This window comes from Kribbella sp. NPDC056951 (assembly GCF_042674205.1).
In the GTDB taxonomy this organism is placed as follows: domain Bacteria; phylum Actinomycetota; class Actinomycetes; order Propionibacteriales; family Kribbellaceae; genus Kribbella; species Kribbella yunnanensis.
On record NZ_JBHUQZ010000002.1, the window covers coordinates 794952 to 812901 of the forward strand.

The 17950-nt window shown below is 64.6% G+C and carries 10 protein-coding genes; 3 read left to right on the forward strand and 7 right to left on the reverse strand.

Annotation, left to right across the window (positions count from 1 at the left end; translation table 11 throughout):
- The 3 genes from ACFTSF_RS11280 to ACFTSF_RS11290 are packed head-to-tail and all read right to left on the reverse strand — an operon-like array spanning position 1 to position 2008.
- Entirely contained in the window at positions 1-462 is a 462-nt protein-coding gene (locus ACFTSF_RS11280; RefSeq protein WP_380153706.1) for a hypothetical protein, read from the reverse strand.
- Positions 459-1280: an ABC transporter permease gene (locus ACFTSF_RS11285; RefSeq protein WP_380153707.1), complete on the reverse strand. Its 822-nt coding sequence runs from the start codon at positions 1278-1280 to the stop codon at positions 459-461. Before ACFTSF_RS11285 ends, ACFTSF_RS11280 begins: the two co-directional genes overlap by 4 nt.
- Positions 1277-2008 carry an ABC transporter ATP-binding protein gene (locus tag ACFTSF_RS11290; protein ID WP_380153708.1) on the reverse strand — a complete coding sequence of 244 codons (732 nt, stop codon included), beginning with the start codon at positions 2006-2008 and terminating at the stop codon, positions 1277-1279. Before ACFTSF_RS11290 ends, ACFTSF_RS11285 begins: the two co-directional genes overlap by 4 nt.
- A 103-nt stretch (positions 2009-2111) precedes the next feature.
- On the opposite strand from ACFTSF_RS11290, the gene ACFTSF_RS11295 reads away from it, so the two are divergent.
- On the forward strand, positions 2112-2789 hold the full coding sequence (locus ACFTSF_RS11295) for a response regulator transcription factor (RefSeq protein WP_380153709.1): 678 nt from the start codon (positions 2112-2114) through the stop codon (positions 2787-2789).
- A gap of 12 nt (positions 2790-2801) precedes the next feature.
- Positions 2802-4109 carry a sensor histidine kinase gene (locus tag ACFTSF_RS11300; RefSeq protein ID WP_380153710.1) on the forward strand — a complete coding sequence of 436 codons (1308 nt, stop codon included), beginning with the start codon at positions 2802-2804 and terminating at the stop codon, positions 4107-4109.
- A 315-nt stretch (positions 4110-4424) separates the two neighbouring features.
- Here the strand turns inward: ACFTSF_RS11300 and ACFTSF_RS11305 are convergent, their stop codons facing one another.
- Positions 4425-4805, reverse strand: a complete 381-nt coding sequence (locus ACFTSF_RS11305; protein ID WP_380153711.1) for a hypothetical protein — start codon at positions 4803-4805, stop codon at positions 4425-4427.
- A 543-nt stretch (positions 4806-5348) separates the two neighbouring features.
- Between ACFTSF_RS11305 and ACFTSF_RS11310 the strand changes: the two genes are divergently transcribed.
- Positions 5349-6524, forward strand: a complete 1176-nt coding sequence (locus tag ACFTSF_RS11310; protein WP_380153712.1) for an SMI1/KNR4 family protein — start codon at positions 5349-5351, stop codon at positions 6522-6524.
- Positions 6525-6541: 17 nt separating this feature from the next.
- Here the strand turns inward: ACFTSF_RS11310 and ACFTSF_RS11315 are convergent, their stop codons facing one another.
- From ACFTSF_RS11315 to ACFTSF_RS11325, 3 genes are all read right to left on the reverse strand, one after another.
- On the reverse strand, positions 6542-7378 hold the full coding sequence (locus tag ACFTSF_RS11315; RefSeq protein ID WP_380153713.1) for a hypothetical protein: 837 nt from the start codon (positions 7376-7378) through the stop codon (positions 6542-6544).
- 119 nt (positions 7379-7497) lie between these two features.
- Complete coding sequence (locus ACFTSF_RS11320) at positions 7498-8127, reverse strand: hypothetical protein (RefSeq protein WP_380153714.1); 630 nt, start codon at positions 8125-8127, stop codon at positions 7498-7500.
- Positions 8128-8137: 10 nt separating this feature from the next.
- Complete coding sequence (locus tag ACFTSF_RS11325) at positions 8138-17152, reverse strand: DNRLRE domain-containing protein (RefSeq protein ID WP_380153715.1); 9015 nt, start codon at positions 17150-17152, stop codon at positions 8138-8140.
- Positions 17153-17950 lie beyond the last annotated feature (798 nt).

Below are 17950 nucleotides of genomic sequence, written 5' to 3' on the forward strand. Positions count from 1 at the left end.
CTACCTCACTCGCCTCAGGCGTGAGCCGAGCGCCGCCAGGCCGAGGAGTGTGGGGATCGCCAGTGCGACTGGCAGGGCCCCGCGGGTGTCCAGGCTCTGCCGCTTGGCCACCGTCACGTGGACAGGGGAACTGACGGTCAGCTGTCCACTCTTCGGGATCACCACGACGTATACGGCGAAACGGCCGCTGTTGACCGCCTGGAACTCCCAGCCGAGTTGTGCCTGCGACTCGGCCGGAACAGGCTGCGTGACGTCCTGCGTCCAGTCCTCCAAGTCGACGTACACGCCGTCCAGGCTGGTCACGTTGAGGTGCGCGATCGACCCGGCCGGTGCAGTGATCCGGGACTCCAGCGTCAGTTTCTGGCCGGTGACGGCGCTGAGTTGGTCCGGGTCCATCGTGATCACGGGCGTCGGCGGCACCGCGAGCATCAGCACGGAGGCGAGCAGAGTCAGCGGGATCATGTCGAACTCACTCCTGCGTTCAGCTTGATGATGTTCGGGCCGGCGACGATCAGGACCGCACAGGCCGCCGCTGCGAGGATTATCGGCGAGGTCAGGTAGCTGAGGTCTTGGGTCCAGGAACGGTGTTGGACCAGGACCTGGGAGATGTAGTGCAGTGCGGATCCGATCGGGTTGACCCGGGTCAGCAGGTCACCGATGCCGGTCTTTGGTAGCGTCGGTATCTGGGTCGGAGCGAACAAGCTCAGCAACACCAGCAGGCTCACCGCCAGACTGGTCTTGTTGGAGTTGGCGCCCGCGCTGATCAGCAGACCGAGACCGCCCAGCCCCAGCGCCACCAGGGTGCCGACACAAAACGCAAGTACTGCGGCGGTTCTGGCAACAACAACCCCATGCCCCAGGACCCACAGGTAGGGAAGAGCGACGACCAGACACGCGAGCCACAACGTCATGGCGGCGACGAACTTGCCGGCCACGATGTCGCGCCTGCCCACCGGGGTGAGCAGCAGGGCCTCGAGCGTCCCGCGCTCGCGCTCACCGCTGATCGCGTCGGCGCTGACCAGCAGGGTGAGCAACACGCCGACGGACAGCGCCACCTGCAGCGTGAGGTTGACGGCTTCTCGTTGTTCGAGGAAGTTCATCGCCTGGTTAGTGGCCGCCAGATATGTCATCGCACTGAGCAGTACGCTGAAGGCGAACAACAGCAGCGGCCCGCGTCCGCCGACCCACAGATCGCGGCACTCCTGACCGGCCACAACCCGCCAGTTCCCCGACCGGCTCCGGATCTCTTTGACGGGCGCCTTGTCGGTGGTCACAGTCATGGCCGATCCTCCTCGGTGAGGCTGAGGAACGCATCGCTCAGCCTGGTGGTCCCCGCGGTCGCGACGACGTCGGAAACGGTGCCCTCGGCAAGCAGCTTTCCGCGGTGCAGGATCAGCAAGCTGGTGCAGATCTGCTCGACCTCGGTCAGGGTATGAGTGGACAGCACAACGGTCGCGCCGCGCGTGCGCGCGATGTCCCTGACGGTGACCAGTACTTCGCGCTGACCGGCCGGGTCGAGGCCGAGCGTCGGCTCGTCGAGGAAGACCACCTCTGGATCGTTGACCAAGGCGCGGGCGATCCCGAGTCGTTGCCGCATCCCCCGGCTGTACGTCGAGATCCGCGATCCGGCCCGATCGCTCAGGCCAACGTCAGCCAGCAGCCGATCCGAGACGGCCGCGGCCTCGCTCCGACCGAGCCCGAACAGGCGGGCCGAGTAGCGCAAGTACTCCCGGCCCGTCTGCCGGCCCGGGTAACCCGCGCTCTCGGGAAGCACGCCGATCCGTTCGCGGATCGCGCGCTGGCGATCGCCGGGGATGCCAGCGACGGAAAACGAACCTCCGCTGGGCCGCAGGATCGTGGTCAACAGCCTGATCGTGGTCGTCTTACCTGCCCCGTTGGGCCCGAGCAGACCGATGATGTCGCCCTGCCGGGCACTGAAACTCAGCTCGTCCACGGCGGTCCGCGCGCCGTACCGCTTGCTCAGGCGGACTACTTCGAGACTCGACATGGCCCGACGGTAGGACTTCGGTCCTGAACCCCGCCTGAACGTCTCATTCAGCCGCCGTTCAGTCAGAATGGATCAGAATCACCTCCAAGGAGGAGGTATCCGAATGCGGGCCTTGGTGGTCGAGGACGAGCTCCGGCTGGCCGCAGGTCTACGGACCGGCCTGCAGGCCGAGGGCTTCGCCGTCGACCTCGCGCTGACCGGTACGGACGGGCTCTGGCTCGCCCGTGAGCACAGCTACGACGTCCTGGTGCTCGACCTGATGCTCCCGGAGATCGACGGCTTCGAGATCTGCGCCCGATTGCGGAGCGAGAAGGTCTGGACACCGATCCTGATCCTGACGGCCAGAGACGCCGACACCGACCAGATCAAGGCCCTCGACATCGGCGCCGACGACTACCTGACCAAACCCTTCGCGTACGCCGTACTGATCGCAAGGCTCCGTGCCTTGGTCCGGCGCGGCGCCGCCGAACGCCCGGCCGTGATCGGCGCCGGCGATCTCCGGCTCGATCCGGCCGCCCGGCGGGCCTGGCGCGGCGACACCGAGCTGGAACTGACGGCGCGGGAACTTTCACTGCTGGAGTTCCTGATCCGGTCGCAGGGCGTGGTCGTGTCGAAGCGGACCATCCTCGACCATGTCTGGGACTACGACTTCGAGGGCGACCCGAACATCGTCGAGGTCTATGTCCGCCGGCTGCGCAACAAGCTCGACCGGCCGTACGGGCGGTCCTCCATCGCGACTGTGCGTGGCTCGGGGTATCGGCTGACGGCAGATGACGATTAGCGAGCCGGTCCGATGACGGTCCGCGTGCGCGTCACGCTGGCCGCCGTACTGGTGGTCGGTCTGGCGCTGGTTGCCGGAGCATTCGTGCTGGTCGCCCTGCTCGGGTCGGTGCTCACCGATCAGGTCTGTGCCGATGCCAGGGAGCGAGCAGCCCAGCTTGCGTCTGGCTCGGCCGGACTTCCCGGTACGGCGGGCAACTCGCGGCCGAGTGAGCTGATTCAGTGGGTGGATCGCTCCGGTGCCGTCGTCGGTGCGCCCGGTGAGCTCAAGCTGGCCGACCCCGGAGACCGCTGCGTAGCAGTCGAACCTCCGGGCTTCCACGAGGACTTCGTCTTCGCGGCGGCCGCCGTACAGCCAGGCGGCGCTTCGGGGCCGGATCGGGTGATCGTGGGCCGGCCGCTGGTCGACGTACTGGACTCGACCAACTTCGTCACCCGGGTGCTGCTGGTCGGTCTGCCGTTGATGCTCCTGATCGTCGGCGGCGTCACCTGGGTGGTGGCCGGCCGGACCCTCGCACCGGTGGCCGCGATCCGGCGCGAGGTCGACGAGATCTCCGCCACCGAGCTGCACCGGCGCGTCCCGTCGGTGCACACCGGCGACGAGGTCGGCCGGCTGGCCGCGACGATGAACCGGATGCTCGACCGGCTGGAACGAGCCCAGGACGGCCAGCGCCGTTTCGTCTCCGACGCCTCCCACGAACTCCGCTCACCGATCGCCTCGATCCGCCAGCACGTCGAGGTAGCGCAGGCCCACCCCGACCGGTCGACCCTCGCAAATCTGGCCGAGACGGTACTCGCCGAGAGCCTCCGGATCCAGCGCCTGGTCGACGACCTCCTGCTACTCGCCCGCGCCGACGAGCAGAATCTTCCAGTGCACAAGGCCCCAGTCGATCTGGACGACCTTCTGTTCGACGAGGCACAACGGTTGCGCACGGCAACGACACTCGCGATCGACACCACAGCAGTATCGGCCGGGCAGGTGCTGGGCGACGAGGCGTCATTGCGGCGAATGATTCTCAACCTCGGCGAGAACGCCGCCCGGTACGCAACGAGCCGGATCCGCCTTACCCTCCAAGTAGACGGCGCCGAGGTGGTACTCACGGTCGCCGACGACGGGCCGGGCATTCCACCACCGGACCGCGAGCGCGTCTTCGAGCGCTTCGTCCGACTCGCCAACGCCCGCCAACGCGACGACGGCGGCACCGGACTCGGCCTGGCCATCGTCGCCGAAGTCGTGCAGATGCACGACGGCACCGTCCAGGTACACGAAACCCCCTCCGGCGGCGCCACCATCGCCGCACGCCTACCGACTGCCTCCTGACAACCTGCCACGGCGGCCGACCGGCCTGGCTGGGTGCCCGGGCGGTGTGTCGGCGAGTGTGGGCAGTGGACGGTCGAGTGCGGCCTCCATGTCGTTGTCCATCGTTTACCGACGGCAATCTCCTCACAGTCGAGGCGGCTACTTGGTATGGGTGCGTCGAGCGAAGCCACCGTGGCGGCGGATGATTCGATGAACGGGCGGCGGACCGCCAGCACTCACCAACTCTGGGTGGCCTGCTTGATTCACGCTCAGCACACCCTGCCCGAACGCCTCACGAACGAGTTGGTGAGTTGCACAGGTCCGCCGCAGGCAGCGTTACGGAGTTCGATCACGCAGATCCGGCTCGAGGTCCAGGCGTGTGGTTAAGGTGCGTGTTCGGCCTCGGACACGGTACTTAGCCACACGATCCGCCAGCGGATCAATCTCTACGCCGACCGATTGGTCGGCGTAGTTGTATGTAAGGCCTACTTTCAGCGCCTCGTACAACTCACCCGGATCCGCCGCGTCGAGCGCCCGCCCCACATCCCCCAACTGGTCTACATGAGTAACTAGTTGGTCACGACTCAGACTCTGCTGCTCCGGCAGCGCGGCCAGCGCCCGCTCCGCCACCTGCTTCTCAGCCGCCGCAGCGTTGTACTGATCCCGCAACTCCGCCGGATCCCACCCCGCTTCGAGCGCCTTCCGCGCCCGATCCATGGTGACCTTCGCCGCACGGACACGCCCACGCAGTTCCTCGACATACGCGCCCGATCGCTCTCGAGATCGTCGTCGACCACAAGCGCCTCGATCGTCGCATCCCGATGCAACGGATCGAACAACGTCCCCACACACCGATTCAACGCCGGCACGACCGCATCCTCACGCAAATAGATCTGCCGAGGACGCGCCAGCGCCACCGCCGAACCCGGCACCAACGTGCGAGCGTTGCACCGGTAGTAGATCGTCGCCTGACGCCGCGCAACCCCTCCAACCGACGCCTGCAAACCGAGCACGTAATCCGCCCCCGCAACACGTAGATCCGCCTCCCCGGCGCGTGCCGTCGCGGCTGACCCGACCAACCCTTCTGCCCACCCACCCGCCGCCTGCGCTTCTCCAACTCAGCAGCCGTGAACACGTCCACCGCCACGACCGCCGGATGCGCCGGATTCCGCGACCGCACGATCTTCGCCTGCGGCGACCGCCGAGTCCTCGTCCGGAGCGCGCCTCGAAGCATGGCCGTTCATGGAATCATGCGATCTCATGGACTTGTTGTTCGTACAGTCGGACCCTGCGGCCGTACCGATACCGATTGACTGGGATGCGGTGGAGTCCTGGCTGGGTCTTCGCCTGCCGGCCGACTACAAGGCGCTGGCTACCGACCACGGGCCGCTGCTCATCGGTGACTGGCTTTGGCTTCATACGCCATGTGCCAAGCCTGGCCGCTTCGACTACGGAGAATGGCTGAAGGAATCCCACAAGCTGGGCCGGGCACGGTCGAAGGACGCTCCGCCACACACGCCGCCGCCGTTCCATCCCAAGCGAGGTGGACTACTTGCCTGGGGAGAGACCCGTTCAGCCAGCTACTTATTCTGGGACACAGCAGCATCCGCCGACCCCGACCAATGGCCGGTGGTCGTCATGGACAGCGACGCGGTCAACAACGGGTTGAACCCCTGGCACAACTACAACATGCCAGTCTCGGAGTTCATCGCCGCGGCAGTGGGCACCGGCGTGCCCCTGCCCAGCAACCAGCAACTCGGTCCGCTGCCACCCACAGCGCGGCGCACCTCGTATCTGGTCGACGCCGGTCCGTGGACCCCGCCGCCATCGGCACGTCGTACGGCCACCCCGAAGAAGACGCGGCTCACCGCGCTCAAGCAAGGCACTGGCCTGGCCACGCTCCAGCTACTCGTCGCACCACCGGCCACGCCGTACCTGGGAGACGGCAGCTGGGACCAACTCTTCGACGAGCTCGGCACCCGGCTCCCCACCGACTACATCGAACTGATGGACACCTACGGAGCCGGCTGCTGGTCGGAATGGCTCAACTTCGTCACCCCGCTGCGCACCAACGACCACGGGTTCGTCCACCACGCCAAGGAGACACTCGACGGCTACGACGATCTGCGAGCGGAGTATCCGGAATTCCAGCCACTTGCGGTCTGGCCCGAGCCCGGTGGATTCCTGCCGTTCGCCAACACGGTCGAGGGCGACGTACTGGGCTGGCTCACCCAAGGCTCTCCCGACGAATGGCCACTGATCGTCTACCCACGCCACGCCAAACAGGGCCCGCCCTTGCCGGACCCACTCGTCGACACACTCCTCGCCTGGCTCCGCGGCCGCCTCGACACCGCCGGATTCCCCAGCCAAGACGACGAGGCGGTCGATCCGCTGGAGCGCGTCCGATTCGAGCCAGGCAACGATGAATCACCCTAGCGACGGCGACCAACCTCTCACGAGGCTCTCGGATCGATCACCTTGACATTCACTGCGGACAGCGAATCCAGAGCGCGTTGGTCGGCCTCTCGTAGCCGGCAATGAATCAGTCGTACCTCTCGAAGCTGAGGGAGCGAATGTAATACGCCGACGTCTACCAACTCGTCCGCGTTCGAGATCCAGATCTTTTCCAGCTTGCCACCAGCGAGATCCGAGAGCAGGATTCGCCGGTGCGGCGGTCCGGGGGGTGCCGACATCAGTTTGACAGTCCGCAGTTCAGCCAGGTTCCGCAAGGGCGCCGAATCCTCGACGGAGTAGTTGATCGACGTGAACTCGGTCAGCGAAACGCAACCGTCGATGCCGGCCAATGTCCCCTCCTGCCGCCGGCCCTCAAGGTGCACCGACGACAGATGCTCGGCTCCACGCAGCAACTCAAGGTCCGACCCGCGCCATGCACCGAGCCGCAAACGCTCGAGTATCGGCCACTTGTCGCGTACCGCGATCCCGGGCCTGTCGGTCAAGCACAACGCCCGAAGCTGTTCTTGAATCACCTGCGGAACTTTGCCGCGAGACCCCGTAGCGAGAGTCAACGCCTCCAGGGTGCCGATCCGGAACGCGTCCAGATCGTCCTTCACCTTGGCCAGGACATCGAGATAACGCAACCCCGGCAGATCCTGCAGAAACCCCAGATCCCGAAGCTTCTCCCCTGCTCCGGCCGTCAGGCTCACCCCGTCAAAGCCCTCTCGCCGATACTTCTCGACAGCGCCGTCCGACCATTGGCCATCGAAGGCGCCATCCCACTGCAAGATCTTGTACTCGCCGCTTTTCATCGCCCCACCAAACTCATGATCCACCAGGAGAATTGATCCGATTGGCCAAGTTGCCGATCCCGCCTTCGTACTTTATCCACTGACTTTCCATCTCGCAGAGAATCGAAGGTCTGCCTACGGCCAGCAGTTCCAGGCCAGCGAGATCAGTCGTCAACGAGATATTCGACTCGAGATACCACGAATTCTCCGTATGCGAAATCTCTACCGAGCTCAATAAACCTCTCATATTGAATTCGCTGGATACTGCATGAGTATTCCATTATCGCCCTGAGCAGGAATCGGAACGCCAGGTCCGGGGATACATCCGTAGCACAGAACCGCAGCGATGCAACGACCCCTGGAAGCTTCACCCAGGAGTTCTTCTCAATAGCTTCATTCAGACCGGAGCCGATCTGATCGATTTCCAGAACTACCCGCGCGCGGAGTTCGTCATATGAGGACTCGTGCATTGATTCAATTTTTGCCTGATCGACCCCTATGAGACGGGAGCCGGATATCGAAGCAATGTTCTGGAACCACGCCAATGCGGCGTCAGCATCAAGGCGGTGATTCGATCCGGTTGCACACTCCCAGAGCGTCGCCAGCGGACCCGCAGCACCACTGGCCGCTAGCGCCGAAGCATCTTCCGCAAGCGCATGAATGTAAGGGATCGGCATTTCGTTCACATAACCCGCTACCAATTCGCCACCACTCCCCCCCGCTCTCCAATCTTGATGGAAAAGCGAGGCCAAGTGCGTAACACCGAAATCATCTTCAGTAAATCTTGAATTCATCACCGGCCTCCTATCTTGGATACGCCGTCTTCACAAAGTATCCACCTGAATGCCCAGCGGCACGCTGAAGAACTATCGTATAGGAGTTCCCGGTCGGGACAATCGAGCCGCCGGCGTCGGCCTTCACTCCAATCGGGTTTCTGGCGCCAAAGGTTCCACTGATCTCAAGCGGTCCGATACCTCCAGTCCGGAGCCAACTGGTAATGCGCTTGCTGCTCGAGGCGATCCCGTAGTCGACAACCTGTTGGGCCGTCTGAAGATCGACAAACCGGGATTTCACCCCCGAGGACTGAGCCATCCGAATCAACTGCTGGTCTGTCACATTTACGTGTTCGTCGAGCACATGCGCTTCTGGGAATCGGGCGTCGTCGGCTAGCAGGTCACCGCAATTGTGTACCAGAACCGCCGTCTCGCCGGCCAGCACGTAGTACGTGTGGAGGCTGTCGACTGTGAGGTTGTAGGCGGTCAACTCGGCAGCATGTGTCGCTGCCGCGGAGATCCTGATGGTGTGCCCAGCCGCGGTGCGTAGTTTGTCGCCGGGCTTCAAGTCAACCGCATCGGCCCATTGGGCGCGATTGACCACCCAGAAGGGGTGACGGTCGGTGGCGCTAATGATGCCGGTCGGGAGGTTGATCGCGACCATGGTGCGGGGGCCGGAGTGGCGGAGCAACTTGGTGACGTCTCTTGCCTGGAGCCGGCCTGTGGGGGTTGAGGCCATGACCTTGTCGCCTAGCTCGACGTCCTTGATCGGCTTGGTGGTGCCGTCGGCCATCAGAACCGGGGTGTCTGCGGTGAAACTGTTGACCTTGCAAGCGTCGGCGGCGGCTTGGGCTGCTTCGTCGCTGAGTTTGGTGCCTTTGCCGAACCATTTGGCGGCGGTGGCGCCCCAGCCGGCGAAGGGGATCATGGCGCCGCAACTGGTGGCGGCGTTGAACTTTTCGCCGTCGCGGGCGTACCAGGCGCAGTTGACGCCGTCAGCTGCTTCGCCGACTACTGGGGCCATGCCCAGACCGTCGAGAGTGGCATGGAGGACGGGTTTGGCGACGGTCATGATGTCGCCGTCGCCGGGGCTGGGGTCGACGGGGGCGAGGCTTCCAGTGGAGAAGTCGAGGTAGCAGTCAGATCCGCAGGTCTCGAGGTTGGCGCGGACGAAACCGCCGCCGCCTTCGGAGCCGGGCGCGTTGAGGTGGCCGTCCAGCTCTACTCGGCTGATGGGGTTGCCGCCGCCGAACATGTAGCGGTTGGTGTTCCAGGGGTCGGTTCCTAGGGAGACGTCGCTGAGGGCGCCGGCGTACGCGTCGCGGGTGAGGAACCTGTTGAGGCCTGGGTTGTATTCGCGGAAGCCCATGTCGTACGTGTTGGTGGCACCGTTGTAGCGGGCTGCGTTGAAGCGGTAGGGGTTGACTGTGTCGGCGTCGGCTTGGGGGTCGCCGGTGATGGCGTCGTCGCCAGTGGTGCCGATCTTGTCGGGTTGGCCGTAGGCGGTGTAGCGGTACGTCGAGGTCGTTTGACCTGTGGCGGCGTCCGTGAGGCTCTCGACGTCGCCGTGGGGATTGGTGCCGTAGTACGACTTCTTGGATGTGCTGGTGTTGACGGGGGTGTCTACCAGGGAGAGGTTTTCGCCGTTGGCGCCGTAGGCGTAGGACTTCGAGACCTTCCAGGTCCCACCGGTGTCCTTCTCCTCCTCCGTGGCTACTTGGTTGGCCAGGCCGACGAAGGTGTAGCGGGTGCTGATGGAGTTGGCGGCGCCTACCTTTTCGTGCTCGGTGGTGACTCGGTCGAACGGGTCGTAGACCTGGTTCCGGGTGAAAGTGGGCGTGCCGGCGGTGTCGAACTTTTGTTGGCGGGTTAGGCGGTCGTAGCCGTCGTAGCCGTTTTCTTCGATGACCTGGGCGCCGCTGTAGGACATGGTGGAGCGGCCGAAGGGGTCGTAGCGCTGGCTGACCGTTGTCGCGCCGGTGACCGTGCTGGTGAGGCGGTTGCGGTCGTAGGTCATCGTCGACGTGGTGGCGCCGATGGTTTGTTTGGTGACGTTGCCGGCGGCGTCGTACTCGTAGGCCTCGTTGTCGCCCTTGTCCACACCGGTCTTGGTCACCGAAGCCAGTTGCCGGGCTGGGGTGTAGGCGTAGGTGGAGGCCTGGTCCAGGTAGTTGGCTGTCTTGGCTTGGAGGACCTTCTCGACGTCTTGGGAGCGGTCGCCGTCGGCGTTGTAGCGCAGGGAGTGTGAGGAGACGAGCTGGCCAGCGGCGGTTTTCTCGGTGTTGATCCGCTGTAGGCCGTCTTCGTGGTAGGTGAGGGTGGTGAGGTTGTTGTTGGGCTTCTTGAGGGTGGAGCGCCAGCCGCGGGGGTCATAGGTGTACTGCCACGTGTCCAAAGACGAGCTCGGGGTGGCGCCGGCTTTGACGGTGTCAACGAGGTTGCGTACGTCCCAGGTGTAGGCGGTGTAGCGCGATACCCCGACGGTGTTGGCGTCGGCTCCTCGTTGGGCGTACGTCGATAGGACGTTGGAGTTGAGGTCGTAGGTGTAGTCGGTCTTCGCCTTCTCCTGGCCCGACTTCAGCTCCTGCACCTGCGTGGTGCGGGCAAGCCCGTCACTCACCACCTTGAAGGTGTCGGTCAGCGCGTTCGGGTCGGTGTCCTTGACCTCGGTCTGCTGACCGTTCAGGTCGTAGGCATAGGTGAACGAGCGCCACGCCACCGGGTCGGTCGCAACCAGCTTGATCGCGTCGGCACTGACCACACCCGTTGTCGACGGCTTCAGTACGACGGTCTTCGCGACCCCGTTCGGGAACGAGTAATTGCCGAGATTGATCCACGGCGTCGCCGCAGTGCAGGCCTTCTGGTCAACCGTCTTGGTGGCAGCACCTGTCGAGTGATTGATCGTGTACGTCGCCGCGGTCGTGGCATCCGTCCTCACCGGACACGACGCATACACGTCGAACGCGCCCGCGACATCAGGCAGTACCCGCCAACTGAACGCGTCGCTGGCCTCCGGCGTACCGGCTGCAGCCGCCGCGTGGGTCTGGTAGTTCGAACCGACCGTGTTGGTGCCACCGGACACGATCGGCCAGGTCCCGGTGAAGGTCCGCTGCCAGCCGTCGGTGTTGTTGATGACATCCACCGGCTGCTGTGCCGCCGTGTCCGAGCGGGAGCTCGCGGCACCGTCGGGGTAGTAGCCCCACGACTGCGTCCGCTTCGCGGTATCGCCCGGCACAGTCAGCGTGCGATCGGTCTGCTGCCCCAGCTGGTTATAGCCAAAGGTCGCACTGATCTGCCACGGGTCTGTAGACGTCTTGATCTCGCCCGACTCGTAATAGGTGAGATTGGTCCACTGCGTGCCCGAGCTGCCGAAGGTCGGTTCGGACTGAGCCTTGATCTCGCCGGTTGGGTAGTACTGGAAGAACGTGCTCGACGGCGTCTTGTACAGGGTCGACGCCGCGTCGAATGCGCTCTTCTTCTGGATCGGTCGGTTGTTCTTGTCGTAGACAGTCTCCGAGTAGCGTCCACTCGGCCGGGTCTCGCGGGTGACGTTGCCGGCCTCGTCATAGGTCAGCGTGGTCACCCGGACTTCCTGATGTGCACCGATCGGCGTGTGCAGGGAGTGCATCTCGATCGGCTGACCGGCCAGGTCGTAGACCGTGCGCTTCGTGTGTCCGGTCTGGTTGATCTCGGCCGTGACCAGGCTGTCGGCGTCGTACACCTTCTTGCTGGTGTAGCCAGCGGCGTCAGTGACGGCAGTGACGCGGTGGTTCAGGTCGTAGACCGTCTTCGCGGTGTAGTCGGTTGCTGGGGAGGCGTTCTTGGCCGGGTCGATGACGGTGATCTGGTTGCCGGCCACGTCGTACTCGTAGGTCGTGGTCGGTGTCTTCGACGAGCCGTCGGTGTCGACGAATGGGGTCTCGACCTTCAGCACCTGACCGATCCGGTCATAGGTGTACTTCGTGACGAAGTCGTTCGGATCCGCGGTCGACGCCACACCCTTCGGCGCGGTCTGGGTGACCATCCGACCCAGCACGTCGTACGTCGAGACGATCTGTCGGCCGGAGAGGTTGTTGTCGGGCAGCGTCTTGGTCAACACGTTGTCCGCGGCATCGAACGTGGAGACCGTCTGCGCCCCGTTCGGCGCGGTCGCCTTCACCACGTTGTCGTTGAGGTCGTACTCCGTCGCGTTCGTTCGCGTCTCGGTTCCGTTGTACGGCGTCGTGATCGCAGTTGGCCGCCCGAACACGTCGTACTGTGCGACCGTCTTCCGCGTCAGCGCGTCAGTGACCTCAAGGACATTGCCGCGGTCGTCGTACAGGAAGTCCGTCTTGGCCGATTCGGGGTCGGTGATCGACTTGGGGTAGCCACTGGCGTCGTAGGGGACGAGGCTGAATTGCGTCGCGTTGCCTCGAGCGTCCGTGGCGGTGGCCAGCGTGCCGTTTGCGTTGTAGGTGTACGTCGGGCCGAAGCCGCGGCCGTCCTTGACGGTCTTGACGTTGCCGTTGGCGTCGTAGGTGAAGGTGCTGGCCCTACCGGCTGCGCTGGTCTTCGAGGTGAGCACCGTCGGTCGGGCACCCGTGGTCAACGTCTGGTACTGCAGCAGAATGCCCTGCTGACCGTTCTTGACCGTCAGGGCGTCGCGGATCTTGAGCGGGTAGCCGGTGCGTGGGTCGTGCTCCCACGTCGACACCGCGCCGTTGGGCTCCTGGAGCCGGATGACGTTGTGGTCGCTGTCCCAGGCCAGCAACGTCGCCTTGTTCCCACCCGTCGCGTTCTGGTTCGCGTCCAGGATGCTGGTCGTCCGCCCGTACCCATCCATCCGGTACGTCGCCACGGACGGCGTACTGCCGTTCACATCCGTCACCGTTGCCACGAGGTCCTTCGCCGCGGAACCGTCCGGATCGGCGTAGGTGAACGTCGTGGCGTTGTTGCGCCGGTCGGTGTAGCTCTTCGGCCACATCGCGTATGTCGAATTTTCGGTCGAGGTGTAGTAGACGACCTTGGTCTCCGCGTTACGCGGGTCCTTGATCGAGTTCAGGCGAGTGTTTCCGTTGTTTGACGTGTCGGTGTATCCGAACAGGAACGACTTGACCAGAGCACCAGGGCCGAAGGCCTTCGTGACCGGATCGAACGCGCCGCCGTCCTCGAGCTTCGTGAGCTGATGCGAGCTGTTGTAGGTGAACTTCAGCGCCCGACCCGAAAGATCCCTGATGAAGACCAGCCCGGCGGTGTCGTAGCCCAGCGTCAGCACACTGCGCGCTGAGGAGTCGGTGACCGTGGTCAGCCGGCCGCTGGCGTCGTACGTGAACGACATGGTGTTGCCGTTGTGGTCAACCACCGAGGTCTGCCGGCCGGTGTCCTGGTTGAAGTAGAACCGGGTGCCGTCGGGTCGGGTGAACACCCATTGGTGCGCCGTGTCCGCAGTCAGATCACGGGTGAGATCGAGCGTCACACCCGCGGGCCGCGTGTAGGTCAGCAGGGTGCTGGTTTGCGTCGCCAGCTTGTAGGTATGCGTCGTCCCGTCACCGTCGATGAAGGTCATGAGGTTGTTGGTGCTGCCCCCGTTGGGCACCGACAACCTGCTGCCAAGACGGGTCAGCGTCGACGGCTGCACCGAGAACCCGAAACCAGCGCCGGGGTCGGTGCTGTCCTGGGCGTTGTAGGCCAGCCGGACGAACGCCGACGGACCGATCGACGGGTTGGACATCGCGTCGTACGACCACACCGCGTTCCCGCTGTACAGGTTCGTCAGCAACTGCGAACCGCCACCGGTCTCCTCACCGGTGTATGACAGGAACTTCTCCAGACCCAACTGGTTGGAAGTCGGGTCCTCAACGTAGCGGTCGACGCACAAGTAGCCGGTGGTGACGACCGCACAGCCCTGGGTGGGCCGGACGGTGTTGGTGGACGGCGGTGTGGTCTTGGAGAACCAGTCGGTGCCCGTCCAAAGGTCTAGGTAGAGGTCGTACGCGAGACGCTTGGTCCCGGAGTCCGAGTTGATCGGTGTCCGGATCGGCAAGTCGAGAGCCACTGACTCGCCAGGCGCCAGCGCCTTGCCCAGCGGCACGAAGTTGCGATCACCCGAGACCGTAATGTCCGTGGGGCTGCCCGGCTCGGTCCAGCGGTACGACAGCTGCAGACCGGCAGGCCACACCGCAGTCGTCGTGTTCGTCACCGTCACCGGCGTCTTGATCGTGGTACCCGGCACGAACCGCTCCGGCATCTCGTCAGCCTCATACGCCTGCGCGTCACTCTTCGCCAGCGACTCCACCCACAGCCGCGGCCGGAACAGGCTGTCCGGGGACTCGCCGTTGGTGATGCTCAACAGTTGCTGACTTGCACTTTCGTCTCGCGTCTTCAGCAGCAGACCGTGGTTGTCCCCTGGGTTGCTCACCCAGGACTGCACCTTGGCGATCAGGCCGGCCGACGCGAAGGTCAATCGCTGCGGATTGTTGTCCGCCGTCAAACTGCTCAGCGCCGTCGAGTCGTAGTCGCCGCCCGGAGCGGTCCAGTTGATCGTGGAGGTCGACTGGTTCCACGTCGTCTGGTTCTCGACGAAGTCACGGGTCAGGCCGTGCAGATCCAGGGTCGCGGTGCTGGCTCCTGAACCGTAGTTGGAGAACAGTTCCACGCGGGCGTCGGTGACGCGGGTGCCCTGCTTGATGGCTGCCGTGTCGAACTCGAAGACCGCCCGCTCATCGCCGTACGTCGGATGGTTGTTGCCGACCTGCATCCAGTACCGCGTATTCGTCGAACCGCCATCCGGACGCGCGAGCACAGTCGTCGGCTGAGCGGCACTCAACGTGCTGTCGGAGATGTCACCCGAGAACGACCGCAGGATCCGGCCTTCGCGAGGCGTCGTCACGGTTTGCACATTCGACGCAGCGCGCCCGTTCTTCCCGTTCTGGGTATCGGCAATCGTCCGCGCGACAACCCAATAGTTGTACGTCGCGGTCGGGTCCGCGTCGGGATCGGTCCACGCGAGCACATCCGGCGCGACCGTGCCGACCAACTGGTGGTTCGGGTTGTCGCGATCGAAGACGTCACCCACCGGACTGGCGCACCCACCCCCGGGCAGCTCGCGGCAGCCGCGGAAGATCTGATACTCGACCAGGTCATCGTCATCACTCGTCGCCGGATCCACGTACTTGCTCCACGTCAACTCCGGCCCCGAGGCGTGGATCGTCGTCGGCGGGTTCAGCGTCACGCCAGGCTCGCCGTAGGTGACGACGAGATTCGGGCGCGCGGCCGTCTCACCGCCGTACGTCGCCTCACTCGCGCTGTAATACAAACCGCCGGTCACACTCGTCGCGGCCTCATCAACACGCTTCACCATCACGCCGTAATTCGGTGCCGTGTTGTTGACCCACTGCTGCACCAGCGAACCCAGCGCGAACGAATGCCACAGATCGCGATCCCCCGCGTTCTTCGTCTGCGTCCCGTACTCCGTCCACGACACTGCATCCGCGATCGGCGTCGACGCCGTCGTACCGCTCTGCCGCTGCATCTTCACCCGGGCAGTCCGCCCCGGCTCGGTCCGCACCGTCCCCAGCGAGTACCACGCACCCGACGGCGAACCCACCGTCTGATCCCACGTCGTGTTCAGCGTGGGGTTCGGATATCCAGTGATCGCAACCGTCGGCTTCCCCCGATACGACGCCTGGAAATAGTGCCCCTGCACGAGATAGTCACCGGCACTCGGCACCCGCGCATCCCAGGTGAACGTGTCCGGCGTCGTACCACTCGGCGCATACGAGAACCACCCGTTGACCGCCGACGCGTTGCTCTGGTCCTTCCACAACCCCTCGTACGACGTCGCCGCGGTGTCCTGATCGTCAACGATGATCTTGTTGACCGGGTACGTGCCGTCGAACGACGCGTTCATCCCCGACCAGGTCGCCGTCGCCTCGGTCCAGTCCTTGGTCGCCTTCAACGCCACGAACTGAACGGAAGTGTTGTCCGCGCCGAACGACGACCCGAAATGCATGTTCAGGTCGGCCGAACGGATTGGGGTGTTGGCCGGGATCGCGGACGTGTCGAACTTCAACAGACCGCGCCACGTGTTGTGATTGGCGTCGTCACCAACCGCGACCGTCGAAGTGGTCCCGTACGTCGTCGTTGGCGCCGCCTCGGAAATCGACGTGTCCTGCGCCGCCGCCGGGTCCGGCGCCACGACGATGGTCGGGTCGAGGACGACCGGGAAGACTCGCTGCGAATCCTTCAACCACGACACGTCAGGCCGCAACGTCAGCAGCGTCTTACCACCCTGCTGCACAAGCGTCTGAGTGATCGGACCCGATGCCTCGGCCGCGTCATCCATCGTCGGCGCCGGTACGACGTACTTCAACTGCTCGCCCTTGAAGAACCCAATCGACCCGTCAGCCTGGGGCTTCGCCGCGAGACCGTTCGTCTGCAGCTCGAACGTGTACTCGCTCGCCACATCCCCAGCGCCCGCGAGGACCACGTCCTCCTTCACTCCGGTCCGCGTCACCTGATACCGGACATCCGCCGTACCGAAAACATCGGCAAACGTGACAACCGACCCCGCGGCCGTCGGCGTCATCTTGCGCTTGTCACCAACCGCGCCCAACCGGATCGCCGTACCGTCTGCTTCGAAACTGAGCAAACGATCACTCGACCGGCCGAACCGCGCCCGGAACGCGTTCTTCGCAGCATCGAAACCGTCGGCACTCGCAGCAACCTTGGTATCGATCGGCTGCCACTTGCCATCGGAATCCTTGTAATGCATGGGTTCCGACGACAACTCCACCTGAGTCGTCCCGTCCGACATCTCGAAGCTCTTCGACGAAACGGTCCGCTTACCCTCCAGCTCGCGGACCCGCTCGAGCTTCCCGTTCACCGAAACCTTGCCCAGCTTGGCCGGCAGCGGCGGCGCTAGAGGTCCCAGCGCGGGTCGCTGGGCCTGCGGTACGGCGGCCTGGACCGCGCGTGGTGGATGCGCCAACGCAGCAGCCGGAACCGCCGCCGAGACCGGAACGGACAACACGAGGGCAAACGTCAGCAACCTGCGGGTGCGGGGCATCGACACTCCAAGACTGAGCGGGATCCGGTGCACCCCCAGCGACCGGTGAAAGCAGGAGGAGTCTCGCCTCCGGATACCTCCCGAGCAACCCTCCTGGAGGAAATTGCACTTTCCTGCAGTGACTCTGGGTCAGCAGGTGTACGGCGACAGTGAGGCGGAGGTTGAGACCATCGTCGTGGCGGGGCACTCGGCGCTAAGGCCTTCGTCGATCAGGGTCGGGTTGCGGCGATCAGCACCGGCAGATGAACTCACGTCCCACGTCGATGCCACCGCGAGATCTCTCGGGTGAACTGTGCTGGACGACGATCGCCCAGCCAGCTTTCGACAGAGCGACGACCGGGCGCACCTACGCGTCGGTGCGCGCCGTTGGCTTCTCGCGGTTCTCTAGCATCTTTGGCGCATCTCTACGGGTTACAGTCAGTAACACGCAGGGAGGCAAGACCCCAGGCCACACCGTCCGGCGGCAAGGTAACCGTTCACCTGCGTGACCTAGGTGGGACTCCCGCCAACTCGTACACGCAGCTTCAGCTTCAACCGGTCGGTCATCTCGCCAACCCGCGCCAGGAGCTACTTACACAAGACCGAAGGCCTGCTTCGCCTTCACATACGCCGGTCAGCCAGCATCTGTTAGTGCGCCGGATTCTCTGAACGAGCCAGCGTCGACACGACCCACGGCAACCCCGGCGCGGGCCTTCAAACCTGATGATCCCTCCGACTTCGCCGTTCGGCCCGACTGCACGCCAGCATGGCCCTGGCCCGTGGTGTCCGCCAACTGGGCGCCCGGCCGAGCCTCTTCGA

Coding starts and splice junctions, on each gene's coding strand:
- ACFTSF_RS11280 (WP_380153706.1), bottom strand. CDS start 462: ATGATCCCGCTGACTCTGCTCGCCTCCGTGCTGATGCTCGCGGTGCCG.
- ACFTSF_RS11285 (WP_380153707.1), bottom strand. CDS start 1,280: ATGACTGTGACCACCGACAAGGCGCCCGTCAAAGAGATCCGGAGCCGG.
- ACFTSF_RS11290 (WP_380153708.1), bottom strand. CDS start 2,008: ATGTCGAGTCTCGAAGTAGTCCGCCTGAGCAAGCGGTACGGCGCGCGG.
- ACFTSF_RS11295 (WP_380153709.1), top strand. CDS start 2,112: ATGCGGGCCTTGGTGGTCGAGGACGAGCTCCGGCTGGCCGCAGGTCTA.
- ACFTSF_RS11300 (WP_380153710.1), top strand. CDS start 2,802: ATGACGGTCCGCGTGCGCGTCACGCTGGCCGCCGTACTGGTGGTCGGT.
- ACFTSF_RS11305 (WP_380153711.1), bottom strand. CDS start 4,805: ATGGATCGGGCGCGGAAGGCGCTCGAAGCGGGGTGGGATCCGGCGGAG.
- ACFTSF_RS11310 (WP_380153712.1), top strand. CDS start 5,349: ATGGACTTGTTGTTCGTACAGTCGGACCCTGCGGCCGTACCGATACCG.
- ACFTSF_RS11320 (WP_380153714.1), bottom strand. CDS start 8,127: ATGAATTCAAGATTTACTGAAGATGATTTCGGTGTTACGCACTTGGCC.
- ACFTSF_RS11325 (WP_380153715.1), bottom strand. CDS start 17,152: ATGCCCCGCACCCGCAGGTTGCTGACGTTTGCCCTCGTGTTGTCCGTT.